Raw genomic sequence first — 825 nt, 5'->3', positions numbered from 1 at the left:
GGTGCCACCGTCGACAGCATCACCATCAGTGATGGTGTGACGACGATCACGGTACCGAGCTCGGCGATCAGCACGGATAGCAACGGCAACCTGACAGTCACTGGGCAAGACCTTTCAGGTCTCGCCGACGGTGAATTGACCGTCACCATGACAGTGACCGACGTCGCAGGGAATACAGGTACTGTCACCGATACCACCACCCTGGATACGGGCGCACCTTCGGTGACCATCAACGACAACACCACCAATGACAGCACCCCAGCCTTGACCGGCACCATAGATGATCCAGAGGCGAGCATAGTAGTAACCGTTGAGGGTGTGGATTATGTTGCCACCAACAATGGCGACGGCACCTGGACCTTGGTGGACGACACCTTACCAGCGCTTATGGACGGTAGCTACCAAGTCACAGTGACCGCCACCGACGCTGCGGGTAACAGCAGCATGGCCACGGGCAACTTAGTCATTGATACCAGCGCGCCAACCACGGGCGATGGTGCGAACAGCATCGCGTTCAACGACGGTGGGGATGAGCTTGTCAACGCGGACGAAGCCACGAACGTCAGCTTCACCGGCAGCGTTGAAGCCGGTGCCACAGTGAACAGCATCACCATCAGTGATGGTGTGACCACGATCACGGTACCGAGCTCGGCGATCAGCACGGATAGCAACGGCAACCTGACAGTCACTGGGCAAGACCTTTCAGGTCTCGCCGACGGTGAACTGACTGTCACCATGACAGTGACAGACGCTGCCGGGAACACAGGCACGGTCACCGATACCACCACCCTAGATACGGGCGCACCTTCGGTGACCATCAACGAT

1 protein-coding gene is annotated in these 825 nt (G+C 58.4%); it reads left to right on the top strand.

Annotated features, from left to right (window positions below):
* Window positions 1-825 (top strand): Ig-like domain-containing protein (locus tag C2M34_RS11640; protein ID WP_199878792.1); only part of this gene is annotated, 825 nt, incomplete at both ends.

The organism is Pseudoalteromonas sp. T1lg88 (assembly GCF_002964765.1).
Taxonomy (GTDB): Bacteria; Pseudomonadota; Gammaproteobacteria; order Enterobacterales; family Alteromonadaceae; genus Pseudoalteromonas.
The sequence above is the reverse complement of the archived record's forward strand: the minus strand, read 5'-3'. Positions and strand labels throughout refer to the sequence as shown.